The organism is Streptomyces sp. H27-H1 (assembly GCF_026627445.1).
Lineage (GTDB): Bacteria > Actinomycetota > Actinomycetes > Streptomycetales > Streptomycetaceae > Streptomyces.
The window spans coordinates 18,487-36,627 of sequence record NZ_JAPNLJ010000025.1 but is presented as its reverse complement, the minus strand read 5'-3'; the positions used below and the strand labels follow the sequence as shown (position 1 = coordinate 36,627).

The 18,141-nt window shown below is 67.5% G+C and carries 25 protein-coding genes, 1 tRNA gene and 1 pseudogene; 13 read left to right on the top strand and 14 right to left on the bottom strand.

The features are described from left to right. Positions 1 to 2: 2 nt before the first annotated feature. Both OTB20_RS25170 and OTB20_RS25165 read right to left on the bottom strand, forming a co-directional pair. Complete coding sequence (locus tag OTB20_RS25170; RefSeq protein ID WP_267820842.1) at positions 3 to 944, bottom strand: ParB/RepB/Spo0J family partition protein; 942 nt, start codon at positions 942 to 944, stop codon at positions 3 to 5. Between the two features lie 193 nt (positions 945 to 1,137). Continuing rightward, the gene (locus OTB20_RS25165) at positions 1,138 to 1,461 is read right to left on the bottom strand and encodes a hypothetical protein (protein ID WP_267820841.1); all 324 of its coding nucleotides are present in this window, start codon (positions 1,459 to 1,461) and stop codon (positions 1,138 to 1,140) included. A gap of 404 nt (positions 1,462 to 1,865) precedes the next feature. Here OTB20_RS25165 and OTB20_RS25160 point away from each other — a divergent pair, with 404 nt between their 5' ends. The 4 genes from OTB20_RS25160 (at position 1,866) to OTB20_RS25145 (ending at position 4,875) form a co-directional block, all read left to right on the top strand. Beyond that, positions 1,866 to 2,372: a helix-turn-helix domain-containing protein gene (locus OTB20_RS25160; protein ID WP_267759508.1), complete on the top strand. Its 507-nt coding sequence runs from the start codon at positions 1,866 to 1,868 to the stop codon at positions 2,370 to 2,372. Positions 2,373 to 2,477: 105 nt separating this feature from the next. Beyond that, positions 2,478 to 3,137: a hypothetical protein gene (locus tag OTB20_RS25155; protein WP_267759507.1), complete on the top strand. Its 660-nt coding sequence runs from the start codon at positions 2,478 to 2,480 to the stop codon at positions 3,135 to 3,137. A 5-nt stretch (positions 3,138 to 3,142) separates the two neighbouring features. Further along, the gene (locus OTB20_RS25150) at positions 3,143 to 4,276 is read left to right on the top strand and encodes an MAB_1171c family putative transporter (RefSeq protein WP_267759505.1); all 1,134 of its coding nucleotides are present in this window, start codon (positions 3,143 to 3,145) and stop codon (positions 4,274 to 4,276) included. Then, complete coding sequence (locus OTB20_RS25145; protein WP_267759503.1) at positions 4,273 to 4,875, top strand: hypothetical protein; 603 nt, start codon at positions 4,273 to 4,275, stop codon at positions 4,873 to 4,875. Before OTB20_RS25150 ends, OTB20_RS25145 begins: the two co-directional genes overlap by 4 nt. Positions 4,876 to 4,937: 62 nt before the next feature. On the opposite strand, the gene OTB20_RS25140 is transcribed toward OTB20_RS25145, so the two are convergent. Next, positions 4,938 to 6,071: an IS630 family transposase gene (locus OTB20_RS25140; protein ID WP_267759501.1), complete on the bottom strand. Its 1,134-nt coding sequence runs from the start codon at positions 6,069 to 6,071 to the stop codon at positions 4,938 to 4,940. A gap of 203 nt (positions 6,072 to 6,274) precedes the next feature. Between OTB20_RS25140 and OTB20_RS25135 the strand changes: the two genes are divergently transcribed. Continuing rightward, entirely contained in the window at positions 6,275 to 6,463 is a 189-nt protein-coding gene (locus OTB20_RS25135; RefSeq protein WP_267759499.1) for a DUF6381 family protein, read from the top strand. A 117-nt stretch (positions 6,464 to 6,580) separates the two neighbouring features. On the opposite strand, the gene OTB20_RS25130 is transcribed toward OTB20_RS25135, so the two are convergent. The 4 genes from OTB20_RS25130 to OTB20_RS25115 all read right to left on the bottom strand — a co-directional run bounded on the left by OTB20_RS25130 (position 6,581) and on the right by OTB20_RS25115 (position 8,365). Continuing rightward, complete coding sequence (locus OTB20_RS25130) at positions 6,581 to 7,090, bottom strand: hypothetical protein (RefSeq protein ID WP_267759497.1); 510 nt, start codon at positions 7,088 to 7,090, stop codon at positions 6,581 to 6,583. Between the two features lie 49 nt (positions 7,091 to 7,139). Beyond that, positions 7,140 to 7,691, bottom strand: a complete 552-nt coding sequence (locus OTB20_RS25125) for a hypothetical protein (protein ID WP_267759495.1) — start codon at positions 7,689 to 7,691, stop codon at positions 7,140 to 7,142. 211 nt (positions 7,692 to 7,902) lie between these two features. Further along, on the bottom strand, positions 7,903 to 8,073 hold the full coding sequence (locus OTB20_RS25120; RefSeq protein WP_267759494.1) for a hypothetical protein: 171 nt from the start codon (positions 8,071 to 8,073) through the stop codon (positions 7,903 to 7,905). Positions 8,074 to 8,209: 136 nt separating this feature from the next. After that, positions 8,210 to 8,365: a DUF6131 family protein gene (locus OTB20_RS25115; protein WP_267759492.1), complete on the bottom strand. Its 156-nt coding sequence runs from the start codon at positions 8,363 to 8,365 to the stop codon at positions 8,210 to 8,212. Positions 8,366 to 8,468: 103 nt separating this feature from the next. Between OTB20_RS25115 and OTB20_RS25110 the strand changes: the two genes are divergently transcribed. The 4 genes and pseudogenes from OTB20_RS25110 to OTB20_RS42515 all read left to right on the top strand — a co-directional run. Then, positions 8,469 to 8,912 (top strand): hypothetical protein, encoded by a 444-nt coding sequence (locus OTB20_RS25110; RefSeq protein WP_267759489.1) that lies wholly within the window; start codon positions 8,469 to 8,471, stop codon positions 8,910 to 8,912. Between the two features lie 39 nt (positions 8,913 to 8,951). Then, positions 8,952 to 9,125 (top strand): CsbD family protein, encoded by a 174-nt coding sequence (locus OTB20_RS25105; RefSeq protein WP_267759487.1) that lies wholly within the window; start codon positions 8,952 to 8,954, stop codon positions 9,123 to 9,125. 98 nt (positions 9,126 to 9,223) lie between these two features. Further along, positions 9,224 to 10,087, top strand: coding sequence for a DUF1206 domain-containing protein (locus OTB20_RS25100; protein WP_267759484.1), 864 nt, complete (start codon positions 9,224 to 9,226; stop codon positions 10,085 to 10,087). 152 nt (positions 10,088 to 10,239) lie between these two features. Continuing rightward, positions 10,240 to 10,359: pseudogene (locus tag OTB20_RS42515) on the top strand (Mobile element protein); the annotation flags it as partial. A gap of 7 nt (positions 10,360 to 10,366) precedes the next feature. Here the strand turns inward: OTB20_RS42515 and OTB20_RS25095 are convergent. Further along, entirely contained in the window at positions 10,367 to 11,308 is a 942-nt protein-coding gene (locus tag OTB20_RS25095) for a recombinase family protein (RefSeq protein ID WP_267759482.1), read from the bottom strand. A gap of 306 nt (positions 11,309 to 11,614) precedes the next feature. Then, the gene (locus tag OTB20_RS25090) at positions 11,615 to 11,803 is read right to left on the bottom strand and encodes a DNA-binding protein (protein ID WP_267759480.1); all 189 of its coding nucleotides are present in this window, start codon (positions 11,801 to 11,803) and stop codon (positions 11,615 to 11,617) included. A gap of 187 nt (positions 11,804 to 11,990) precedes the next feature. Here OTB20_RS25090 and OTB20_RS25085 point away from each other — a divergent pair, with 187 nt between their 5' ends. Beyond that, the gene (locus OTB20_RS25085; RefSeq protein WP_267820839.1) at positions 11,991 to 13,637 is read left to right on the top strand and encodes a tyrosine-type recombinase/integrase; all 1,647 of its coding nucleotides are present in this window, start codon (positions 11,991 to 11,993) and stop codon (positions 13,635 to 13,637) included. 104 nt (positions 13,638 to 13,741) lie between these two features. On the opposite strand, the gene OTB20_RS25080 is transcribed toward OTB20_RS25085, so the two are convergent. Then, positions 13,742 to 13,814: transfer RNA gene (locus OTB20_RS25080), tRNA-Arg, on the bottom strand. Positions 13,815 to 14,283: 469 nt separating this feature from the next. Between OTB20_RS25080 and OTB20_RS25075 the strand changes: the two genes are divergently transcribed. The 3 genes from OTB20_RS25075 (at position 14,284) to OTB20_RS25065 (ending at position 15,597) form a co-directional block, all read left to right on the top strand. After that, positions 14,284 to 14,613, top strand: a complete 330-nt coding sequence (locus OTB20_RS25075) for a hypothetical protein (RefSeq protein WP_267820837.1) — start codon at positions 14,284 to 14,286, stop codon at positions 14,611 to 14,613. A 177-nt stretch (positions 14,614 to 14,790) separates the two neighbouring features. Continuing rightward, on the top strand, positions 14,791 to 15,303 hold the full coding sequence (locus tag OTB20_RS25070; protein WP_267820836.1) for a hypothetical protein: 513 nt from the start codon (positions 14,791 to 14,793) through the stop codon (positions 15,301 to 15,303). A gap of 102 nt (positions 15,304 to 15,405) precedes the next feature. Next, positions 15,406 to 15,597 carry a hypothetical protein gene (locus OTB20_RS25065; RefSeq protein WP_267820865.1) on the top strand — a complete coding sequence of 64 codons (192 nt, stop codon included), beginning with the start codon at positions 15,406 to 15,408 and terminating at the stop codon, positions 15,595 to 15,597. Positions 15,598 to 15,817: 220 nt separating this feature from the next. Here OTB20_RS25065 and OTB20_RS25060 read toward each other — a convergent pair whose 3' ends face one another. The 4 genes from OTB20_RS25060 to OTB20_RS25045 form a co-directional block, all read right to left on the bottom strand. Next, complete coding sequence (locus OTB20_RS25060; RefSeq protein ID WP_267820863.1) at positions 15,818 to 16,594, bottom strand: sulfite exporter TauE/SafE family protein; 777 nt, start codon at positions 16,592 to 16,594, stop codon at positions 15,818 to 15,820. Between the two features lie 50 nt (positions 16,595 to 16,644). After that, the gene (locus tag OTB20_RS25055) at positions 16,645 to 16,812 is read right to left on the bottom strand and encodes a hypothetical protein (RefSeq protein WP_267820835.1); all 168 of its coding nucleotides are present in this window, start codon (positions 16,810 to 16,812) and stop codon (positions 16,645 to 16,647) included. After that, on the bottom strand, positions 16,809 to 17,159 hold the full coding sequence (locus OTB20_RS25050) for a hypothetical protein (protein ID WP_267820834.1): 351 nt from the start codon (positions 17,157 to 17,159) through the stop codon (positions 16,809 to 16,811). Before OTB20_RS25050 ends, OTB20_RS25055 begins: the two co-directional genes overlap by 4 nt. Positions 17,160 to 17,275: 116 nt before the next feature. Then, the gene (locus tag OTB20_RS25045) at positions 17,276 to 18,004 is read right to left on the bottom strand and encodes a tyrosine-protein phosphatase (RefSeq protein WP_267820832.1); all 729 of its coding nucleotides are present in this window, start codon (positions 18,002 to 18,004) and stop codon (positions 17,276 to 17,278) included. Positions 18,005 to 18,141 lie beyond the last annotated feature (137 nt).

Below are 18,141 nucleotides of genomic sequence, written 5' to 3'. Positions count from 1 at the left end.
CGTCAGGCCGCGACCGGCTCGCCCTTGTGCTCCTCGGCCTCGGCCTCCGGGTTGACGATCAGCTCAGCGGCCTCGGCGTGCGCCTTGGCCTGCTTGAGCTGCCACCGCGCCTTGGTCAGGGAGTCGGCCACCCGGTCCAGCTGCTCCAGGCGAGACCCGACCTGACCTTCGAGGGCCTGCGCCAGCTTGACCGGGTCCGTCTTGGCGATCTCGTCGAGCATGGCGCGGATCTGCTCGACGCGGTCGAGCGTTCCCCTGGCCTTCTTCTGGGTTGCGGCGCGCTCCTCGCGCTGCTGCTCGCTCATGTCCTCGACGACCATCAGGACGGCCTGGTCCTGCTGCTGCTTCATGGCGAAGGCGAAGTGCACGATCTCGTTGTCGGCCTTGAACTCCCCGCGAGCGAACTTGCCGAGCAGTGCGCCCTGGTTGGCGAGGCTGAGTGAGGCGATCTGAACAGCGGCCGCCGTGCCGATCGCACCGTCCTGTACGAGCTTCTGGAACTCGATGCGCAGGTCCAGCAGCGCGAGACGGAGCTTCACGTAGGCGGTGGTCTTGCCGAAGTCGGCGGCCACGCTGGCGACCGTGGCGCCGTCCTCCTCGTCCAGGATCCGCTGGTAGCCGTGGGCCTCCTCGAACGGGGTCATGTCCTCGCGGTTGACGTTCTCCGACATGGACCGCTTGAACCGCTTCAGTTCGTCCTGCTCCGAGATGATGGAGACCTTCACGGTCGTCTTCTCCAGGAGCGTCAGGGCGCGGTAGCGGCGCTCGCCGGAGACGATCTCGTAGCCGCCCTTCTCGTTGTCCGGGGCTACCTCGATCGGCGCGATCTGCCCGTACTGCTTGATGGAGGCGGCCAGCTCCTTGATCGCGTCCTCGTTGAAGTAGTCGCGGGGCTGGTTCGGGTTCGGGCGGACCTGGCTCATCTTCACGGTGCGGTAGGTCATTTCAGGCTCCAAGAGGTGTTTGGCTTTGGGTTTCTCTGCCCCTGCTTATACCTGAATTCTACTATGCATGAGGGGGGTGTCCAGCCCCCGGAGATGAGGGCAACGTGACCTAGGCCACAACAGGGCGAGGTTGCGGGCTGGGGAAACGTCGAGGGGCGCCGGATCTCTCCGGCGCCCCTCGACGTCCCCCCGCTCATGCCGCGAGCGCGCGACCCCCGTCCACGCGCTCGCGCCACTGCTGAACCTCGGTCGGCGCGCCCGTCAAGAGCGCGACCGAGCAGTCGATTGCCAGAGGGCATGCGGCGCACAGGCTCCCTGGCGCGCTGAACTTCCGGGAGCGCCGGTCGGCGCTGCGGCACGCCGCCTCGCTCCAGGCGATGGGGCGGGCGAGGGGACTCGTTTCGTGACCCAGGTCGCCGAGCGTCTGGAGCGCGGGCGAGCGGTCACCCATCGGCCCTTCGCCCGCCGACTGCCGCGGCTGCCTCGACAGCGCGATGATGCGCTGCACGTTAATCACAAGCCCCCCCATGATGTTCAGCCCCCCGTGGTGGGCTTGCGTTACGTCCCGCCTCGGCCGCTCTGCCAGGGTGCGGCCGAGTGGGTCGACCGAAAGGTCATCCAGGTCAGCGGCCTGGCCGTAGCTCGATCGACCCGAGGCGTAACTGTCCAGCTGAGTGCGGCAAGGTCTCTCCGTGGTCGCGCTTGCGCTGGAGCCGGCGTCGGTCGACGGCGCCTCCAGGCAGGGTGCGCCATCCCCAAGAATCGGGTGATCGTTGACGATGTGACCATATGTCAACTACTCCCCGTCATGTCAAACAGGGGAGGCACGCCTCACCCCCGCCGACCCGGCCCTGGAAAACAGATGAGACACTGAGGCGGTACAAGCCCTGTGCCCCGACGGTGGGCGAGAGAGAGGTGACCATGAGCGAGGAAGCCCCCGCCAGCCGGACGATCGGCGAGAAGCTCGACTACCTGATCAAGACGCTGCACCCGCAGGACCGAGGCCCGTACGCGAGCCGAGAGATCGAGGCGCTGATCAAGCAGAGGGCGGCCGACGGCGACCCCACGGTGACGCACGCCACGATCAGCAACATCCGAAGCGGCAAGATCACCAACCCCGGAGCTGACTCCCTCCGCGCCCTCGCCTCGTTCTTCGGCGTCCCCGTTGGCTACTTCTTCGACGATGCGGTGAGCGGGCCGATCGACGAGCGGATCCGCGAAATCAAGGGCGATGTGGATCGTGCCGCCGCCGGCGAAGATCTCGCAAATGCCCTAGAGGACAAGGAAGTTCGGGCCGTTCTATTCCGGCTCGGCGGTTTGTCGACAACTGCCCTGCGCGGCATCAAGGGCATGGTCGACACGTACCGGGCCGCCGAAGGGCTGCCAAGGGTGAATTCGAAGCCGGCCAAGGGTCGCAGCCCCGAGTAATCATGGGGAGACCCCGGTTCCACCTTCAACCATCCGGCGCATACAGTTGGTCAGCCACAGAGTGCTGATCTCTGGGGACGTACGCGATCACGGTGAGGGCGGGGAATGTTCTGGGCAAGGGGAAAGAAGTCTCTGACGGCCATCGTCGGCGGCCTCCATATTCCTGAGCCTTTTGACCTCCAAGATTTCTGCGATTCGATTGCGAACCTGCGGGGGAGGCCATTGATCCTGATCCCCGTAGAAGCCGGCCCCGCAACGGAACTCCCGTGTGGCCTCTGGCTGGGCCTGGACGACGCTGACCTCGTCTTCTACGACGCATCAGCCCCCGACTTCCTTCGAGCGCAGATCGTGCTCCATGAGGTATCGCACATGCTGCTCGGGCACACAGCGCCTGAGCTGGGGGACCCCGACCTCGACGGGGCGCACATCCTTGGCCAGGTGGTCGCGCAGCTGAACGGACCCACAGGCGATGAACCTGCGGCGTCGGCGTCAGAGGCACTGCGTTCAGAAGCGGCTCGTGTCCGCGCGTCGGCCGCCGAAGTGAAAGTCCTGGACAGCGAGATGGGGTTCTCCCCGGACCGCATCGCCAGCCTGCTCGCCCGGACGGGATTCCGCAGCAGGCAAGAACGAGATGCCGAAACTCTGGCGACTCTCATCCTGGAAAGGGCGAGCCGTCGGCCAGAGGTCAAAAGCAAAAGCAGAGAGGCAGGGGGTGTTGTGGGCCGTCTCAACGATGCGTTCGGGCACCCCGCACGACGCAAGTAATGAATATGATCAAGCTGACCACCGTCATCCTGCTATGGCTGGTGGTCCTGTGGCGGTTTCCCGCCGCCATGCGGAACCCGCGTCAGCGCGCCATGTGGCTGGCATTCCTAGGATTGTCCGCCGCAGCGACAACATCCGTCCCCGCCGCGGGACTCTTCATCGACGACATGCTGGGCGCGCACAACGCCTCAGTCCTGGTCAAGCACATAGTTGGGATCGTAGCCATCGCGGCCGTCCTCGAATTCGTGACGGCCATGTCCAACCCCCGCTTCCTCGAACGCTCCCGGCCGTACAACGTTGCAGGCGCTCTTGCCGTCGCAGCAGTCATGACCGGCCTCTTCATCGCCACTGAACAGCCGACGAGGGTCACCAACTTCTACGAGGCCTACCGGGACTCGCTGCCCGCCCTCGGCTACTCGCTGACATTCGTCATATACCTCGGTGCGGCCATGTTCTTCGCCTCGTGGATGTGCCTGTCCGCCGCAAGGCTCGCCGCCCGCAGCTGGCTGCGGGCGGGACTGCGCCTGCTGGGTATCGGAACAGGCCTCGGCATGATCTACGGACTGCTGCGCGCGACGCACCTCGGCTACCAGATGCTGGACAAGGACTTCCCCCTCGACGAAGCACAATTCCAGCCTCTGGCCGACGCGGTGCAGTACCTCGCGATCATTCTGATCATCCTCGGGAACGCGGTAGCCCCCGTAGATGTCCTGCGCAGCGCGCACCAGGACTGGACGGCAGTACGTCGCCTCCGCCCGCTGTGGCGTGACCTGACTACCGTGGTGCCGGAAGTGGTCCTGGCCGCGCCCCTGGGGCGCAACCCCCGTATCCAACTCCACCGTGTCGTCATCGAGATCCGCGACGCTGCTTCGGCACTCGTCCCCTACATCCCTGACGCCCTCCGCCAGGGGGGCGGCGGAGGCGACACGGCGATCCAGGCGTCGGGCCTGCACGCTGCTCGGCACGCCAAGATCCGGGGGCATCATCCTGCGGGCGCGGGAGCAGGCCAGTTCTCGATCAACGAGGCGGCGGCCGACCTGGATGAACTCGACTTCGACGCCGAGGTACAGCGTCTTACCGCCCTTGCTGATGCCTACAAGACGGCCGGCACCGCCAGCTCCACGAGGACCTCATCATGACCACACCGACCCTTACCGAGCCCAGCACCCGCACGGTGGTGGCCCAATGGGTCACTGATGCTCTCGAACCGAAGAACTGGCTGCTTGTGATCACCCTGGCGGTGGGCTGGCATGCGGCAGGTTGGTCTGGGGTGGCTTGGGGCGTCGTCGCTGGAATCTTCTCCGGTGTTCTTCCGATTCTGTGGATCAAGTGGGGTGAACGCCGCAAGCTGTGGGGGGACCGTCACGTCCGGCGGAGGCAGGACAGGCTTCTGGTCATCCCCGGGATCATGGTCTCCGTGGGAGCTGGCATCACCGTGATGGTTGCCTTCGACGCCCCGCGTGAACTGCTGGCCCTGGTTGCCGCCATGATGGCGGCCCTGGCCGTGTTCCTGCTTGTGACCACCGTCTGGAAGATCTCGTTCCACACAGCTGTGCCTGCCGGGGCCGTGGCAGTGGCCTCGCTCGCGTTCGGGTGGTGGGCTCTAGCCGCCGTGCCGCTCGTGGCGATAATCGGCTGGAGCCGCCTCGTGCTCTCCGCGCACACTTTCGCCCAGGTCGTTGCAGGCGCCGCCGCGGGAGCTGGAATCGCGGCCGCCGTATTCATGTGGCTGCGCTGACGCAGGGGCTCCGGCGCGTACCGCTGTGGCCGAGCCAGCCTCGCTGCCCGTCTAGTGCCGGATCAGGCAACGTTTGCCCTGTCGACGACGGCGCGTAGGCGCTGGTCGTCGGCGTGGCGGTTACGCCAGATGATGTAGCGGCGGATCATGCTGCCCTGTTCCTTGTGGGTGGTGTGGTCGGTGCCGTCGAGGGTGAAGTACCGCAGGGCGGTGAACTGGGCCTCGATGCGGTTCAGCCAGGAGCTGTTGGTCGGGGTGTAGGCGATCTCGACGTTGTTCGCGGCGGCCCAGTCGCCGACTCGCTGGCACCTCTTGGTGGTCAGGTGCGGGGCGAAGTTGTCACAGACGATCGCGATGCGCCCTGCGGCGGGGTAGAGCGTGCGCAGGTAGCGGCAGAACTCCAGGAACTGGGTGCGCTTCTTGGTCTTCTTGATGTGGCCGTAGAGCTTGTCCCTGGCCAGGTCGTAGGCGGCGAACAGGTGACGTACTCCGTCGTAGCGGTTGTAGGTCGCCCGGCGCCGACGGCGGGGCTCGCGGTCGGGGTCCTTGTGTTTGCCGCCGCGTTCGGCCCACTGCTTCCCGGGGTGGGGCATCAGGTTGAGTGGTCCGAACTCGTCCATGCAGAAGACGACTTCGGGCTCGCCGTCCTCGGGTATGACCTCGCCGTCGGCGATCGCGTAGAGGTGCTCCACCCTCGCCTTCTTGGCCGCGTAGTCGGGGTCGCGGGAGGTCTTCCAGGTCTTCAGGCGTTGAAAGGAGACGCCTTCCTCGCGGAGCAGGATGCGAAGGCCCTCGTGGCTGATGTCGTCGACCACCCCCTCGGCGACCAGGAAGTCTGCCAGCTTGGTCAGGCTCCAGGTCGAGAACGGCAGGTCGTGTTCGGTCGGCTTGGACTTGGCGATCTTCTTGATCTCGCGCCGTTCGGGCAGCGTGAAGGTCTTCGGCCGGTCGCCGGAGTACTTCGGATACAGGGAGGCAAAGCCGTCGGCGTTGAAGTTGTGGATCACATCCCGGACCCGGTCGTCGCTGGTGAAGGACACCTCGGCGATCTTCGCCGCCGGCATTCCCTGCGCTGACAGCAGGACCATCTGGGCCCGCCGCCAGGTCACCACCGATCCGGTGCCCCTGCGGATGATCCGCAGCAGCCGCCGACCCTCGTCATCATCGATCTCGCGTACACGTACTCGTTCCGCCACCCGGACAGGATGACGATCACGCGCCGCCCGGCATAGCCACCCGAACGGCGCGTCACATCACAACAGGGCAAACGTTGCCTGATCCGGCACTAGCACCTGGCCTGTGCTGCGGGGATAGCGGTGGGTGACCGTTCGGGATGCGCGGGAGTGGGGGCGCTGTTTCGCTGGTGGCATCCGCTCTCCCCCAGATCCCAGGAGTGATCATGAGCGTTGCAGGCGAGTCCGGCAGCCGTGCCCAGCAGATGCGGGCCAAGGCGCAGGAAATGGAGCAGGCTGCGGAGCGTGCCACCGACCCCGCGGAGCGACAGCGGCTGAAGGACAAGGCCCGCCGGATCTTGGATCAGAGCAAGAAGGAGAGCGAGCGGGGCCTCGGGGACGTCGACCCCATGTGACGGCCCTGCACCTGTACCGGCCGGTGCCTCCCCACACGATCCTCTTTGCGTGCGGGAGACACCGGCCGGTGCTTTGTTGCGAACCGCCGGGTATTCGTCGCGGGTTCGGGCCGGTGGTCAGGTGCTGAGCAGGCGGTCGAAGAAGGATCGGTACTGGCGCAGTGCCAGGCGCAGGTCCTCGGTGGCGACTTCCTCGCCGCGGTGCCACTGGCCTTCGAGTCCCTGCTTATGGTCGGCGAATGTCGTCGCGAGCAGCTGCATGACCTCGGCGACGAGCCCGTCTGCCGCGAGCACCGACTGCTTTGGGTCGTCGACGAATCCCTGCTGGATCTGCTGCCACCGGGTACGGAGGCCTTCTGCCTCCTGGGCCCCGAGGAGCGGGGCGGTTTCGGGTTCCTGCGTTGCCTCGTCCCGTTCGCCGGGCACAGCGTCCGGCTCGCCCCCGGCCTCGTCCGTGATTCTGGTCCTGGGTGCTGCCCCCTCGTCTTCGGGGGCTGCCGTCAGATCGTCGTCTGCGGCCTGCTCAGATGCTTCTGTCTGGGGGCGGGCGATGTCCTCAGTGGACAGCGTCTCTCCGGCGGGCTCGGCGTACTCGTCGTCGCGCCCGTATGGTCCTTCTCTCTGCATGTCCCTTCACCTCCATGGTGGCGAACGGCCGCTTGCGGCTGCCGGGCATTCAGCGGCGTTCTTCATCCGGCGAAGCGGTGTCGTCTTTCAGCAGTTCCTCGAACAGCGCCCGGTAGTGGACCATGGCGCCCCGGAGTTCTTCCGTCGTGGTGTCCCTGCCGCCGGCCCGCCCCTTGATCTCATGGGCGATGCGGTAGTGGTCCAGGGTCCGGGAGTGTTCGACCGAGAGGTCCCGCTTCTGCTGCTCGTAATTCTCGGTCGGGTAGCCGCGCTCGCTCATGAGCGTGGTCACGAGCCGGTCCGCTTCACCCACGGCCTGGTCGGGGCTGTCGACGAAGTGCTCTTGCACGCTGGCCCAGTCCCGGGCGTACCGGTCTCGGACGGTGGAGGGCAGCGGCCTGATCTCCAGCGCCTCATGCCGCTCCTCCCTCTCCTTGAGGTCGCGCTCGGCCGCTCCGCGGCTCTGCCCCGCCTCGACCGTGCGCTCGTATTCGGGACCGAACTGCTCCCGCAGGTGCCGGCGCCGGGTCATGGTCCGCATGGTCAGCGCGACGGCGGCCAAGACCACCACGGCGGCCACGATGATGACGATGGTCCACATCGCATCCTCCACTCGTTGACAGCTCACACAGGCAGCCAGAACCGGGGCGTACGAGCGTCACCGCCGCGGGTGCCGTCCCTTGGTGTGCCACATTCCAGAATTTCACATATCACCCGAAATGCACTATTGGGCGAGTGGTGGCGGTTCGGCGCGTGCAGGACAACGGACCGAGGACGGGGGAACGGTGGCGGACACGGTAGTGCCAGGCGGGTCAATGGGCCGGGCGGTGAGTGGTGCGCCACATGGAGCGCCCTGCGAGGTACAGCACGTCGGCGATGAGGAGGAGTACGCCGGCAGAGGTCAGGTACAGCATGCCTTCGACGGTCGCACCGACGACGATCAGAACGATCGCTGCGATCAGCAGGAGGTAGAAGAGGGTCATAGTGTGATGCCTCGGTTCGCGGGTGTGCGTGCCGGATGCGCGGCAGGGGCGTGGCGGCCGTGATGTACGCGTCCTCGGCGTCGAGGTCGGGGTCGTGCGGGAACGGGAGTGGTTCCCCGCGCGGGGTCAGGGGCGGCTACCAGTAGTGCCGTCGTCCGCCGACCTTGTGTCCGACGGATCCGAGGATCCACAGGATGATGCCGATGACGACCAGGATGATCCCGATGGTCCACAGGATGGCGATGCCGGCCACGTAGCCGACGACCAGCAGGATGATTCCGAGGACGATCATGATGTCCGCCGATCTCACGGGTGATGCAAAGCCCCTGTTCCCAGGGTAGATCTGCCCTCTGCTGGTGGCTTCCCGGGCAGGACAGTCCTACCGTGGAGAGACAGTGAGCAGACCTCTGGAGCGCGCCATGCTCGTCATCCTCGGACTCGTCCTCCTGATCGCCGCTCTGGTCGTCGGTGTGGCCGGCGTCGTTACCAACGACGGCAGCGCCCACGAGCTGACCGGCGGATTCTCCGTATTCGACTACGAGGTCACCGGCTCCACCGGCACCCTCTTCCTCTACGGCATCGCCGTCGGGGCCGTGGCGCTGCTCGGGCTGAGCCTCCTCCTGGCCGGTGCCCGCCGCACCTCTCGCCGCGGCCACAGCGCCGGCCCCGAAGGCGACACGTCGCGTCGGGGGACAGCCGCTGCCGGCAACGACCGTGCCGACGTCGTGGACCAGCGTGGCATCGCCCGCCCACAGGCGACGGGTGGGCGAGAGTCCAACCCGGGCGGAGAGCGCCGGAGGGGGTTCAACCCGTTCAAGCACCGATCGGAGCCCCGGTAGGTCTCCACATGCCGGCGCACTTACGAAGGGTGGCCACCGATGAGTATCGGCAAGAAGATCGGGCACAAGGCCGAAGCGGTCAAGGGCGGCGCCAAGAAGACCGTAGGCCGTGTCACCGGTAGCTGGCACCTGCGGGCCGAAGGCCGCGGTGACCAGTTCAAGGGCAACGCCAAGCAGGCCGGGGCGAAGATCAAGGACGCCTTCAAGCACTGACCACTGCGCCCGCCCTGCCGTCCTCACGGAAGGGCCCGGAGGTGCCACGTATGGCCATCAAGAAGGATGCCGCCCACGCCAGATCCCAGGGGCGGCGTATGTCCAACAGCCGCGCCATGGAGGTCCTGTCCAGGGTCGGACTTTCCGCGCGGGGTGTGATCTACGTACTGGTGGGGCTGCTGGCCGTGCAGATGGGTTTCGGCGGCGACAGTGGCAAGGAGGCCGACCGGTCCGGTGCGGTGCGGACCATCGGTGAGCAGCCGTTCGGCCGGGTGCTGCTGTGGGCGCTGGTGGTGGGGCTGGCGGCGATGGCGCTGTGGCGGCTGTCCGAGGCCGCATTCGGGCAGGCGGTGACGGGCGGGGACAAGTGGACCCGGCGCCTGGGCTCTCTGGGGCTGGCGGTGTTCTACACCGTGATCTGTATCGGTGTGGTCCAGACCGCCCTGGTCGGCGGGTCCGCCGGGGGCCGGCCCGGCGATGAGACGTCGAAGGATTACACCGCGAAGGTGCTGAACTTGCCTCTCGGGCGGGTCTTCGTCGGTGTGTTCGGGGCCGTCCTGGTCGTCGTGGGCGTGGTAATCGTGGTCCGGAGCCTGATGCGGAAGTTCGAGGAGAATCTCCGAACGGACGAGATGAGCCCGACGACGCGGCGCATCGTCGCGGGGCTGGGCATCGTCGGCGGCGTGGCGTGCGGCGTGGTCGCGGCGGTGGCCGGGCTGTTCGTCCTCCTGGCCGCCGTGCAGTTCGATCCCGGCCGGGCCAAGGGCATGGACGAGACGCTGCGGTCGTTCGCCGCCACACCCGCCGGACCCGTGCTGCTGATCGCCGCGGCGGTGGGCCTCCTGGTGTTCGGCCTCTATTCGTTCTGCGAAGCCCGCTGGCGCAAAGCTCCTGAGCACGGCGCCTCGGCAGAGCAGCCGGCCGAGGCCCCGGGCTCGGAGACGCGCCCAAGTGCGCCCTAGAAGGCTGCTGAAAATCTTGTTGTGGGGCTGTCCGGCCGGAGGCCGGGCGGCCCCTTGCTTATGCGGTTGCCGGGGTGAGACGCCAGGTGGTGCTGGTCCGGGTGAGTCCGAGGTTGATGAGTCGGCGGAGGTTGAGGGCGGCGGCGCGGTGGACCGACCACACCACCCACAAGGAACAGGGCAGCATGATCCGCCGCTACATCATCTGGCGTAACCGCCACGCCGACGACCAGCGCCTACGCGCCGTCGTCGACAGGGCAAACGTTGCCTGATCCGGCACTAGACGGGCAGCGAGGCTCTCCAGTCGATCCGGATGCGGCCGTGCGGATCGTGTCCTCGACCGCCACCAGATGCCTTGATGTGGACCTTCGTCACAGCCAGCAGCACCAGACCACGCTGGGAGGCGCGAGGCGCAGACATCCACCAGGCCACGATGTCGTGTACGTCGGCAAGGGGGACGCCGGCGATCTGCTCAAGGAAGCGGACGCGCGTCCGGCAGGCCTTCAGGTCGTCCTTGGTGGCTTTCTCCGCCGCCTTGTATGCATCAAGGATCATGGACTTCCGCATGGACTTGAGGACTGCGAAGCGATCCTCCGCACCCTCGATGTGGGTGCGCAGCCGCTCGACTTCCTCGGCAGCGTCCTTCTGGAGCTGCAACAGCTTCTCGTGGACTCCTGGGCGCAGGAGATCTGCGAGGACCTGCTCAGCCACGGCCGGCTCCAGACGGTCTGCGTTCATGCGGACCTTGCCGCAGGACTTACGCGTCTGGGTGGGGGGCAGGCATCGGTATCCCGGACCCGCGTCGGCGTTGACTCTCGAGCCGGACACGTCGTAGCCGCACTCATCGCAGTCTGCGATCCCCTGAGTCAGCAGATACTCGAACGCCTCGCGAGGAGGCGCAGCGGAAGTCCGTTCCAGGCGGTTCTGCTTCAGTTTGCTGTACTCGGCCGGTGTCAGGACGGTTTCTCCGAAGCCCTCGAGCGGTTCCCCGTTCGCGTCGAGGCCTGCCATCTTCGGGTTCGTGAGCGTCCGAAGGAGTGTCTCTCCGCGCCACAGGCCGCCGCGCACAGTGCGGTGCCCTTCGTCGTTCAGCCAGTTCGCAACGGCGTTTGCAGACTCCTGCGGGTCGGTCACGAAGAGTCTGGAAGCCGCCCGCCGGAGGAACGCTGCCTCGCGGGAGTTGAGGCCCCCGCCGTTGGCATAGCCGGACAGCCGTCCCATATGTCTTAATCCCTCGCGTGATGATCGCGTGCAGATGAGTAGCCGCTCACCTGTCTAATAGGCCAATGTACGTGTTAGGCAACGTTCGAACAGTCCGCCTACGGCCCCGCGCATGTGCGGTACGTGAAAGCCACTGGTCGGAGACTCGAAAGGTTGCCCCATTGTGACCCACCTCACAATATTTCACGGGCGTGAACGTACACGGGGTCAATTATTCGAACATGCTGGCCGGGGGCGTAGACGCCACGAAGCCCGCCACCTCGGCGGGAGGGGCGGGCTTCGGAGAAATAGGTCACCGTGCAGGCGTCACCGGCGGACCCCAAGCAGTTCCCACAGCGAGGCGGTCGCGACCTTCGAGGTCGACCCCAGTGGGATGACCTGCACAGGGAACTCCCCGGACTTGATCAGCTTGTACGCCGTGTCCTTGCCGATCGACAGAGCACGGGCCGCAGTGGTCACGTTCACCATCGGCGGCAGCTCCAACAGCTCCGCCATGGTCATCGCCCCGCGCCGCTCCCGGCCCCCCGGAAGCTCCTGCGTGACAGATGCAGATGAGGACATAGGTGGTCACATCCCTCTTCCCCGCGCCACCTGACCGGAAGCATACGGTGCCCAAGGAGGCGTCCCCTTCGCTACAGAAAGATCAGGACACGTAAGGACAGCCCAGCTCAGAGGGGGACGCGTGTTCAAGGGTTCGACCTACAAGCGGTGCAAGTGCACCGAGCCCAAGCTCAATGCCACCGGAGAGCCGATCTTCACGGCGAACGGCGAGCCCGCCACACGCGAGATGGGAGCCGACTGCCCCAACCTGAAGAAGAAGGATCACGGCTCCTGGTACTACTACGTCAACCTCTCCGACTTCCCCGGCACTGGCAACCGCCGGCCCCGTAAGGGCGGCTTCCTCACGAGCAAGGCCGCCGAGAAGGCCGCCCAGAAACTGTGGGACGAAGCCAGCAACGGCATAGACATCGAGTCCAAGGAGACCGCGCACCAGTTCCTGCTCCGTTGGCACGAGACCCGCGTCGACCTCAAGGAGAGCACCCGGGACGACCACCACGACTTCATCCACCGCCTCTACATCCCCGCCTTCGGGGACGTGCCCATGCGTGACCTGCGCACCAAGCACATCCAGGCGATGTTCAAGGAGATCTGGGCCTTCAACGAGATCAAGGAAGCCAACCGGGTAGCCGCAGTGCTGGCGAAGGCCGAGGTCGACCAAGCGCACCTGGCATGGAAGCAAGCCCCCAAGCCCCGCCCCCACCACCTGCGTGAGCGGTGGACGGCTGCCCGCGCAGCCCTCAAGGAGGCGAACGCGAAGCCCAGGCAGGACACCGGCCCCGGCCGGCAGGAGAAGTTCCTCCAGGCCCTCTCAGGCGCAATGGCGTTCGCCGTCCGAGAGAAGCTGATCACGGAGAACTGGTGCGACGCGGTCGTCATTCCCAAGTACGAGAAGCCCGACCCCCTCGTGTGGACGCCCGAACGTGTTGCCCGCTGGCGCGAGACCGGAGAGGTCCCCGGCCCCGTCATGGTCTGGACGCCCGAACTGACCGGCGAATTCCTCGACCTGGCCGTCGAGCACAGCATGTACGTCATGTGGCACTGGATGACCTTCCGCGGCCCCCGCCGAGGCGAAGCCACCGGCCTGCCCTGGACGGAAGTCGACCTCGACCAGGGATACGCCAACCTGGTCGAGACGCTGGCCGTCCGCTCCTCGTACGAGACCTACGCCGAGACGCCCAAGAGTCGGGCCAGCCGACGCACGGTCACCTTCGACTCCATCACCCTGACGCTCCTCGCCGCCTGGCGGGAAGTGCAGAAGGGCCAGCGAGAGCGGTGGGAACTCAAGCGCGCTCAGTGGATGGCAGATAACCCCGACAAGCCCCAGAAGTACGGCCCGTTCGTCAACTCGGGGAAGGTCTTCACCATGGAGGACGGCAGGCCCTGGAACCCCAAGCACGTGAGCCAGACCTTCGACCGCTTCCTTGAGCGCCACGGCCTCCCGCCGATCCGGCTGCACGACCTCCGCCACTGCGCCGCCTCCCTCTCGCTGATCGCCGGCCTGAGCATGAAGGCGATCCAGCTGCTCTTGGGGCACGCGAGCTTCAGCCTGACCGCGGACACGTACACCTCGCTGATGCCGCAGTTCGACAAGGCGAACGCTGACGCCACCGTGGCTGTCGTCCCGCGTGCCCAGGCGACAGCGTCCACGGATTCTGGCGGGGGACAGCCCGAGGCTGAGCCTGAGCCTGCGCCGACCCCTGACCCGGTGCCCCGGTTGGTGCTCATCAACAGCTCACCGGATGCAGAGAGCCAGGAGATCGCTGCCTAGCGCGCTGTCCCCCATCTGTCCCCCGGAAAGGCCGAAGGGCCCTTGGATCCAAGATCCAAGGGCCCTTCTCGGCACTCAAACGCCTGTGACCAGGCGATTCTCTGTGCCCTCGGCAGGATTCGAACCTGCGACACCCGCTTTAGGAGAGCGGTGCTCTATCCCCTGAGCTACGAAGGCGGGGGCCTGTCGGAAACCTTGCCGGAAACCCCAGAGGGATGACGCGAGCTGCCTCGACAAACATGCTGGTCAGGTGACGTGCACACACCCAGGTGGGGATGCCCTCGCGGACACTTTCCCGGGCACACGCCTGGTAGTCGTCTGACCGCTGACAGCCTAGCGGATCGTGCTGGGAGTGGTCGCATGGATTGCCGTGGGAGGGGGGCTGAGACGAAGGCAAGGTCGTGACCTGGGGTTTCTGAGCGTCTGGGGTGGCGGGTGGGGAGGCCGGGGCTGCTGTACGGCTGTGGGCAGGCTGCTGGAGCGTCCGTTCTGTTCCGCTTGCCCCGGAGGGGCCGTTAAGGGGGTCGAGGAAGCGGGTGCCGTCGTCGATGCGGATGCTCTCGGCGATGCGGCCTTGGTCGCACAAGAACTCATGGCCGCTCCGGTAGGGACTGATGCGCTCGTAGAAGACGGGGGCGACGGATCCGTGCTGCTTGAGGAAGCGCCGACGTTCCACGTCCGCCCGGCCGAGGCCGGTGACGTGTTCTCACCGACCGAGAACGACGCCAACATGGAGCGCCGCTACGGGCCCACCGACCGGGAGCCCTCGACCGCCGACGAGCTGGACCGGATCTCTGAGCTGAACGGCACCAGCTTCACCGAGTCGATGAAGACCCCCGCCGTCGTCGCCGCGTTCGCGGACTGGTCGGCCTGCATGACCGGCAAGGGCCATCCCGGCTTCAAGGACCCGTTCGAAGCCGCCCGCTCCGTCACCCACCCCGAGGGCGGGCGTACCCGCCGACCGGCCGGAGATTGATCTGGCCCTCGCGGAGATCGACTGCAAGGCTGAGACAGGCTTGGGCGGAATCTGGTTCTCTGAGGAATCCAGGATTCAAATGACGATCATCGATGAGCAGCGGCAGGTCCTCGATTCGTTCAAGACCAAGAACGAGGCCGCCGTCAGTGAGGCTGACAAGAGAATGGAAGGCTGATCGTGGCCCGTTACAAAAGCGTGGGAGCGTTTCTGCTCATCGGCGGCCTGGTCGTCGTCGGCACGGTGTGGGGCGGGGTGACGTTCGCCAAAAGCATGGAAGCCGAACTCGGCGACCCCCTCACGGTCGCCACCGCGGCGCCCGCCGAGCGGCCCGTCGGTGACATCCTCACCGATGCGCAGCGCGCCGACCTCGGGCCTGACGTCGCCACCGACCGCGAAGGCGGGGAGACGGTCGCCACCGCCCACGCGGCGGTTTGGGAGAACCAGGACATGCGCCTGGCGAAGATCCCTGTCGTGCTCACCAACCCCGGCGATGCGCAGCGCCGCGTCGAGACGCGCCTGAGTGTGTACTCCTCACGCGGCGAGGGGGCAACCCGGCTGTGGGAGGGAACGGTGGACTCCGGCGGTGAGATGGCCCCCGGCAAGTCGGTGGTGACCTACGTGAGTGTGCAGTCCGTTCGCGACCCGGCGGCGTTGAGGATCGAGCTCCGGCGGACGCCCGGAGAAGGCTGACCCCGCGATGCGTGTCGCGGGGCGCTCGGCAGGGCCCGAGGGTTGTACGCGGGTTCGCACACTTCCTTGTGAGAACCGACCCCACCGGTCTCCGTGATGGTCGTGGCCGACATTTCGCTGTGCCACCGCCGGGCCGGCGCACGCTGGGTGGACCTCGACCAGGAGCAGCAGCAGCTGATCCGGCAGTCCGTCGGGGTGAGGATGCCCGACGGCAGAGCGTGGAACCCGCTTGGCAAGGTCGTCAACCGCTTCGAACACGGCCCGCAGGAATCCATTCAGGAGCTCTATCCGTAGTTGCACGGCCGGACCCTGGTGCTCTGACCCGCCGCAGAGCTGGAATCTCAGCGGGAGGTTCGCTAGAGCCGCTGACCTGCGGTGATGGGCTGAAGGGGGGGTTGGGTGTTGCCTTCTGCGGTCCGGGTGCCGGTGTCGGCGCCGGAGCGCCCCGGTCGCGTCGAGAGTCGTCTCCGGGGGTGATCGCGGAGGCGGCGATCACGGTCTGGGTGGCCGGGATTCAGGCCTGCACCGCGTAGAGCAGGCCTACGGCGGCGGCCAGTGAGCCGAGGATGAGGCGTAGGAGGGTTTCGGGCAGGTGGGGCTGGAGGCGGGCGCCGAGGTAGCCGCCGATGAGGCCGCCGGCGCCGCACGACAGGCCGAGGAACCAGTCGGGGGCGATGTTTGCGGACCGGGTGAGGGAGAGCAGGGCGTACGTGGCCGCGCCGACTAGGGAGGTGGCGAAGGTGGAGGCCAGCGCCGCCGGGGCGACGCGTGCCACGGGCATGCCGCGGCCGACGAGGACGGGGCCGAGGAGGGAGCCGCCGCCGATGCCGTAGATCCCGCCGATGACGCCGACGGCGAGGGCCAGGCCGGTGATCGTGCGAGGGGAAGGCTCGGAAGCCGCCTTGTGGCGGACGGGCCACAGCGTGCGCGCGCACAGCCACAGGCCGAGCGGGAGCAGCAACGCTGCGACCAGCAGGCGGAAGACGGTGGGCCCGGGAAGGGCGAAGACCCGGATGGCGGCGCCGACGACGACTCCGGGCAGGGTGCCCAGGACGAGGCGGCGTACCAGGGGTCCGCGCAGGGTGCCGTGGCGGCGGTAGCGGAGCAGGGCGCCGGGGCCGGCCACCACGTTGAAGAGCAGGTTGGTCGGTGTGACCGAAGGGTTGGGGACGGCGAACACGCTCAGCTGCACCGGCAGCAGGAACACCGCACCCGACACCCCCACGGGCGCGGTCACCACCGCGATGAGCAGCCCCGCGGCCAGCCCGGCCAGACCCGTATGCCAGTCCATGGCCAGGTTCATGGCCAGGTCGATGTCCATGTTCATGTCCGAGGTCTGGCTCAGGCGGGTGCGATGTGGGCGGTGTTGGGCATCAGATGGGCGGTCGCCCGTACGCCGGCTTCGAGGGCCGGGTGGGTGGGGGAGCGGTCCGCGTCCGCCCGGCGGTGCGCCGGGTTGGCGCTGATGGCGAGCCGGTCGGCGGTCCGGCCGCGGGTGTAGGACTTCATGGGTCCTGAGCGTAGATCGCTTTCGGGGCGGCGGTCTGGTGGCGCCCGGACCGGCTGCATCGGGCAGCAGGGCGTAGACCGCCTCCAGCGGCGCGTACGCCGGGATCCCGCCGTACGGCGAGACCGCGTACGCCTTCCTCGCGCGTCTCCTGGGCCACGTCCTCGACGCACCGCCACAGGGCCGCCCTGATCCCCGGACCGTCCACTTCCGCGAGCCGTCCCAGCGCGAAAGCGGCCTGCTCGCGCACGTACGCCGTCTCGTCGCAGGTGAGCCGGACCAGAGCCGCGGGCACGGGGTCACCCGCCTCGCCGGACAGTGCTCCCGGCAGCTCGCCGGCCACCGGCACGGAGACCGGGATCCATGTGACCGGCTTGGGCGATGAGGGCAGCGATGTCTTCCGCGTTCACGCCCTGATCGTCCCGCAGCCCTGCCCGTCCGTCCGTCCGCCAGTCCGTCCGTCCGTCAACTGTTGAGGAAGCGCGTGCGCAAGCGCTCCGTCGTCTGCGCCGTGATGCCGACCCGGTCCGTGAGGTACGCGCCGACCGACCCGTAGCGGGCGCCGAGGTCGGCCAGGGTCAGGCGCAGGATCTCGGCGGGGGCCCGGCCGTACGAGGGCCAGCGCATGGTGCGGCCCGGGTTGGCGGTGTGCCAGTCGGCCGTCAGCCGGGCGGTGGCCAGCTCGGTCAGGGCGAAGTCCGCGAGGATCTGCTCCTCGTCCACACCGAGGAGGGTCAGGACGAGCGCGGCGATCAGGCCGGTGCGGTCCTTGCCCGAGGTGCAGTGGAAGACCGCCGGACCCGGGCCCTCGGCGAGCAGCTCGATCGCGGCGCGGATCTCGGCGACCCCGTCCTCGGCGACCTCGGCGAACCGGTCCGCGAGGAACCGCCACGGGTCGGTGTCCGGGTCGATCTCGGCCTGGTCGTACGGGCGGTGCTCGATGCTGAGGTTGGCGTACGTGAACCGCTCGGGCTCCGGTATCCGGCCCTTGGCGTCGATCTCCCAGGGGTAGCGCAGGTCGATGACCGTACGCACGCCGAGGCCCAGGAACTGGTCCCAGTCGGCGCCCGCGAGCTTGCCGAGCGAGTCCGCCCGGTAGAGGGCGCCCCACGCGACGGTGGCGCCGTCGGCCGTACGGTAGCCCCCGAGATCACGGAAGTTGTGCAGTCGCTCGAACTCGATGTGGCGGGTCATGCGCGGATCCCCCTGATGTCGTCCCGGGCCTTCTGGCCCTCCGGCTCTCCGGTGATCTTCCTGTGAACCGACCCGGCCCCACAAGATCCTCCGGGCGTACGGGAGTTCCCGCGCCCCGCCGCGCGCCGACGAGGGGC